Source organism: Salipiger sp. HF18, from assembly GCF_011806505.1.
In the GTDB taxonomy this organism is placed as follows: Bacteria; Pseudomonadota; Alphaproteobacteria; order Rhodobacterales; family Rhodobacteraceae; genus Salipiger; species Salipiger thiooxidans.
The window spans coordinates 1-5,246 of the sequence record NZ_JAATOS010000289.1 but is presented as its reverse complement, the minus strand read 5'-3'; the positions used below and the strand labels follow the sequence as shown (position 1 = coordinate 5,246).

Here is a 5,246-nt window from a genome sequence, read left to right as displayed (position 1 = left end):
CTTGCAGGCGCCGCCGAGACCGCCCATCGCCGGGCCGAGCGCCTCGGCGCCGTTGCCCGCGACGGTCTGCATCGAGGCCGCGGCCTCGCCCAGGGCGCCCCATTTCGAGGCGAAATCGTCGAAGTCGTCCCAGATCTCGGCTTTCGCGCGGGTGTTGTCTATGTCCATCTCCGAGCTGCCCTCGGGCCAGAGCGGTGCCTGGTTCACCATCGACACGCCCACCAGCGAGTCGGCCGCCGCCTGCGCGGCCTCGGCGTCGTACTCGGTCTTGCCCTGCGCCATGTCGCCGAGAATGCCGAGGTTGATGGCGAGGATGCAGAACTGGCCCTGACGTGCCTTGAGCTGGGCGGTGGCATCCTGCGCGGCGGCGGCGCCGGCGGCGCAGATGGCAAGGACGGCGAGGCCGGTGGACATGCGGATCATGGAATTCTCCCTGTGACGTTTTCGCGTGAGGCTAGGGTGGCTAGCAGGCAGATCGTCCCGGCGCCGACAGGCCCCCGGACGAGACGAGCCTAGACTTGCCGCCACGCCGTGATGTGACAATCACCTAATTTCCGCAGCGGAAAGCGGCGGGTGCGGCGGGCGGAGTATGTAGGTCGCGGGATCTGTCGGGGAATTGACGTGTTTTCAGTAGCTTGCGCGTCAATCCTGACGCGCATCTGCGGGCGGAGCTGACAGCCCGTGGTTGTCCTGCTTGGCGAATGCTCGCTTATTCGTGAACGAACGTCAGGACATCGCGAGCCCGTCCGGCATAACCCCGAGGGCACAGGACGGCGCGGGGCGCACCAGGGATCACCCACCGGTGCTTTGCCGGATGTCAGGCGTCGTCGGGGAAGCGGACCTTGCCGATGAAGGGCAGGTTGCGGTTGCGCTGCGCGAAGTCGATGCCGTAGCCGACCACGAACTCGTCGGGGATCTCGAACCCGGTCCAGTCGGCCTTGAGCGCCACCTCGCGCCGCGCCGGCTTGTCCAGCAGCGCGATGGTGCGCAGCTTGCGGGGCTCGCGCGACTGCAGCAGCCGCAGCACGTGGCTCAGGGTGAAGCCGGTGTCTACGATGTCCTCGACCACCAGCACGTCGCGGCCCTCGATGGGCGAGCGCAGGTCCTTGAGGATGCGCACCTCGCGCGAGCTTTCCATGCCGTCGCCGTAGGAGGAAGCCTCGAGGAAATCCACCTCGACGGGCAGGTCGAGTTCCCGCACCAGGTCGGCGATGAAGACGAAGCTGCCGCGCAGCAGACCCACGACCACCAGCTTCTCGGTGTCGCGGAACTCGCGGTCGATCTCGCGGGCCAGCGCCTCGATGCGGGCGGCGATCGCCTTGGCGGAGATCATCTCGTCTACGACATAAGGCCGCTCAGTCATGGCATCCCCCTTGAAAAGCCGGGCCCAGCATATGAAGAAACGCTCAACCATTGTCACGCGATAAACAGACGCTAGAAAGACCGACATGCCTACCCATTCCGAGACCAAGCACCTGCCGTATTCGGCCCAGCAGATGTACGACCTCGTGGCCGATGTCGCGTCTTATCCGAAGTTCCTGCCCTGGACCGCCGCTGCCCGCATCCGCTCGCGCGAGGACAAGGGCGACCACGAGGTGATGCACGCGGATCTGGTGATCTCGTTCAAGGTGTTCCGCGAACGCTTCGGCAGCCGGGTGACCCTGTGGCCGGAGGACAAGCGCATCGACACCGAGTATCTCGATGGCCCGTTCCGCCACATGATCTCGAAATGGCATTTCGAGGACAAGGCAGAGGGCGGCGTCGACGTGCATTTCTTCGTCGATTTCGAGTTCAAGAACCGGATCCTGCAGGGCGCTGCGGGGATGTTCTTCTACGAGGCGATGCAGCGCATCGTGCGCGCCTTCGAGCGGCGCGCGGCCGAGCTCTACGGCGCGCAGAGATGAGCTGTCTGAACACGGGGGTAACCACGCCCCCCGGTTCCCAGCGGTCCGTCAGATTTTAGACAAATTTCGGAAACATCAGCTGCGGTGACGAATGTGACACCGCAGAGGGTCAATGATGCAGAGCCCCAACATCGCTGCCAGCCCGTCGCTGGCGCAGCACGCCCCCAGGATCGAGATCATCCGGGCGGAGCCGATACCGCAGAGCTCGGACGAGGCCATGGCGCCGAAGCCCGAGCGTGCCAAGGAAACCTCCGAGGGCGCCGCGATGGAAGCGCGCAGCCGGGTGCCTGATACGGCGACCCGCATGCAGCAGGCGAAGGCGATCCAGACCGCCGTTTTCTCGAAATCTCTGGCGCCGACGCCGACCTCGGCAGGGGCGGCGGCCTCCTATCGCACTGCGACGCAGGCGCTCGCCGCCTGAGGCTCAGTCGTCGGAGAGCGCGCTGCGCAGCAGTTCCAGCGCGTGATGTGTCGCGGCGGCGCGGACGTTGCCGCGGCCGAGCGCGCCGAAGTCCTTCGTCTCGGTGATGGTCTCGGTGCTGTTTGCCAGCGCAAAGCAGACGCGGCCCTCGGGCTTGTGCTCCGAGCCGCCGGGGCCGGCGATGCCCGAGATCGCCACCGCAAGGTCCGCCTCAGCCGCCTTGCGGGCGCCCTCGGCCATCTCGCGCGCCACTTCCTCGGACACGGCGCCATGCACCTCGAGCGTCTCCGAGCGCACGCCCAGCATCTCCTGCTTGGCGGCGTTGGAATAGGTGACGAAGCCGCGGTGGAAGATGTCGGACGAGCCCGCAACGTCGGTGATCGCGGCCGAGACCATGCCGCCGGTGCAGCTTTCGGCAGTGGTGAGGGTGACGCCGCGCTCGCGGGCGTGCTGCAGGATGTCGCGGGACAGAACTTCGGTCACATGAGGACTCCATGTGCGATGGCGGCGAGGATGATGGAGACGATAGCAGAAAACACGCCCGCGATCACGTCGTCCAGCATCACGCCCATGGCATCGCCGCGCCGGTCGGCCTGGCCCACGAGCCACGGTTTCCAGATGTCGAAGAGCCGGAAGAACAGGAAGCCGGTGATCCAGCCGGGGTAGAGCCGCCAGATATCGACCGACATCATCATCGCCCCGTAAGCCACTGGGAAGAGGGCGATCCACTGGCCTACGACCTCGTCGATGACGATCCACGACGGGTCGTGATCCTCGCCGGTGGCGGTGATCGAGCGGGTGGCGATGTAGCCCAGTACGAAGGCCGCGACGGTGGCCGCAAGCAGCAGCCAGAAGCCCCCGATCAGCAGGATGCCGTAGGCCACGGGCAGCGCCGCGAGCGAGCCCCAGGTGCCGGGGGCGGGCTTCAGGAAGCCCACGTAGAAGAACGATGCGATGGCTTTCATGGCTTCACCAGCGTGGCGGTTGCGATGGCGGCGATGCCTTCCTCGCGGCCGGTGAACCCGAGCCGTTCGGAGGTCGTGGCCTTGATCGACACCCGCTCCGCGTCCATGCCCATGATGCGGGACATTTCTGCTGTCATCACAGCAGCATGCGGGCCGATCTTCGGGCGCTCGCAGACCAGCGTGAGGTCGATGTTCGAGATGGTGAAACCCTTGGAGCGCGCCAGCTCGACCGCGTGGCGGAGGAAGATCTCGGAGGCGGCGCCCTTCCATTGCGGGTCGCTCGGCGGGAAATGGCGACCGATGTCGCCCTCGGCCATGGCGCCGTAGAGCGCGTCGGTGACCGCGTGCATGCCGACATCCGCGTCGGAATGTCCCTGCAGCCCGCGCCCGTGCGGCACCTTGATGCCGCAGAGCACCACGTGGTCGCCCTCGCCGAAGCGGTGTACGTCGTAGCCGTTGCCCAGCCGGATATCCATTCGTCCCTCCGTCAGCAATGCCGCGGCGCGGTCGAAATCGTCCGGCGCGGTGATCTTGAGATTGCGTTCCTCGCCCGGAACGATCGCCACATCCAGCCCCGCCGCGCGGGCGACCTCGACATCGTCGGCGGCGCCGCCGGGATGGGCGGCATGGGCGGCGGCGATCTCGGCGTAGCGGAAGCCCTGCGGGGTCTGGGCGCGGTAGAGCCCGCCGCGGTCGCGGGTGCCGGTGACGCGGTCCTCGGCCCCGGTCCAGAGCGCGTCGGTGACCGCAAGCGCGGGGGCGGCGCCGGGCAGGGTGGCGAGCGCCGCCTCGACGGCGTCGATCACGCCGCGCGACACGCAGGGCCGGGCCACGTCATGGATCAGCACGCGCTCGGGCGGCACGTCGGCCAGCGCCGCGAGGCCCGCGCGGACCGAGCCCGCCCGGTCCGTGGCGCCCTCGACCAGCGTCACCGGCAGGGCGCCGCAAAGCGCCTCGGCCCGGGCCCGGTCGTCGGGGTGAATCACCATCACGATGCGCGGAAGATGGGCGAAGGCCTCGAGCGTCCAGCGCGCCACCGGCTTGCCGGAGACGTCGCGCCATTGCTTCGGCAACTCGCCTCCGGCGCGGGTGCCGCGGCCTGCGGCGACGATGATCGCGGCTGTTGTCATGTGCCTCGTTTTCCTTCGCGGCCTCTCTAGGCGCTGCACCAGGGCGGCGCAATGCGATGTGGTGTCTTGATGAATTATTGTGCAAGCTGCGATATCAAGGGGCGTAAAGGCGCTTGAACGATTGAAAGCGCCGCGGGGGCAGGTTACCTCCCAAGCATCTGCACAAGGAATAGGCGCTTGACACTCTCCCTGGGAGACAAGGCAATCTCTCCTCCTGTTCTGCTGGCACCGCTGGCGGGAATCACCGACTTACCGTTTCGCTCTCTGGTTGCGCGCTGGGGCGCCGGCCTCGTCGTGTCCGAGATGATCGCTAGCGGCGAGTTTCTCACCGCGCGTCCGGGCACCCGCGAGAAGGCCGAACTGGGCGCCGGTATCGCCAACACCTCGGTCCAGCTGGCCGGTCGCGCACCCGGGCCGATGGCCGAGGCGGCGCGCATGGTCGCCGACATGGGCGCCCGCGTCATCGACATCAACATGGGCTGCCCGGCCAAGAAGGTGACGGGCGGCTACTCGGGCTCGGCGCTGATGCGCGAACCCGACCACGCGCTGCGGCTGATCGAGGCCGTGGTGGGGGCGGTGGACGTGCCGGTCACGCTCAAAACCCGCCTTGGCTGGGACGACGGCAGCCTGAACGCGCCCGAACTCGCCCGCCGTGCCGAGGCCGCCGGTGTGCGCATGATCGTCATCCACGGCCGCACCCGCTGCCAGTTCTACAAGGGCCGTGCCGACTGGGCCGCGATCCGCGCCGTCAAGGACGCGGTCTCGGTGCCCGTCGTGGCCAATGGCGACATCACCGACGCCGCCACCGCACGCGAGGCGCTGCGCC

8 protein-coding genes are annotated in these 5,246 nt (G+C 67.8%); 3 read left to right on the top strand and 5 right to left on the bottom strand.

What is annotated here, in order from left to right:
* Positions 1–423 (bottom strand): cytochrome c (locus HC022_RS18685; protein WP_167453429.1); only part of this gene is annotated, 423 nt, incomplete at its 3' end.
* Positions 424–817: 394 nt separating this feature from the next.
* Positions 818–1,363 carry a hypoxanthine phosphoribosyltransferase gene (hpt, locus tag HC022_RS18680; RefSeq protein ID WP_040384332.1) on the bottom strand — a complete coding sequence of 182 codons (546 nt, stop codon included), beginning with the start codon at positions 1,361–1,363 and terminating at the stop codon, positions 818–820.
* Between the two features lie 85 nt (positions 1,364–1,448).
* Between hpt and HC022_RS18675 the strand changes: the two genes are divergently transcribed.
* Entirely contained in the window at positions 1,449–1,904 is a 456-nt protein-coding gene (locus HC022_RS18675) for a type II toxin-antitoxin system RatA family toxin (RefSeq protein ID WP_167453428.1), read from the top strand.
* Between the two features lie 112 nt (positions 1,905–2,016).
* Entirely contained in the window at positions 2,017–2,325 is a 309-nt protein-coding gene (locus HC022_RS18670; protein WP_167453427.1) for a hypothetical protein, read from the top strand.
* A 3-nt stretch (positions 2,326–2,328) separates the two neighbouring features.
* Here the strand turns inward: HC022_RS18670 and HC022_RS18665 are convergent, their stop codons facing one another.
* Genes HC022_RS18665 through HC022_RS18655 form a run of 3 tightly spaced genes read right to left on the bottom strand, consistent with a single transcriptional unit; the run spans position 2,329 to position 4,420 of the window.
* Positions 2,329–2,808: a CinA family protein gene (locus HC022_RS18665; RefSeq protein ID WP_167453426.1), complete on the bottom strand. Its 480-nt coding sequence runs from the start codon at positions 2,806–2,808 to the stop codon at positions 2,329–2,331.
* Positions 2,805–3,290, bottom strand: coding sequence for a phosphatidylglycerophosphatase A (locus tag HC022_RS18660; protein WP_167453425.1), 486 nt, complete (start codon positions 3,288–3,290; stop codon positions 2,805–2,807). Before HC022_RS18660 ends, HC022_RS18665 begins: the two co-directional genes overlap by 4 nt.
* Positions 3,287–4,420, bottom strand: a complete 1,134-nt coding sequence (locus tag HC022_RS18655; RefSeq protein WP_167453424.1) for a bifunctional 2-C-methyl-D-erythritol 4-phosphate cytidylyltransferase/2-C-methyl-D-erythritol 2,4-cyclodiphosphate synthase — start codon at positions 4,418–4,420, stop codon at positions 3,287–3,289. The genes HC022_RS18660 and HC022_RS18655 overlap by 4 nt, the downstream gene beginning before the upstream one ends.
* Before the next feature lie 177 nt (positions 4,421–4,597).
* Between HC022_RS18655 and HC022_RS18650 the strand changes: the two genes are divergently transcribed.
* On the top strand, positions 4,598–5,246 hold a 649-nt coding region (locus HC022_RS18650), incomplete at its 3' end, for a tRNA-dihydrouridine synthase (RefSeq protein ID WP_167453423.1).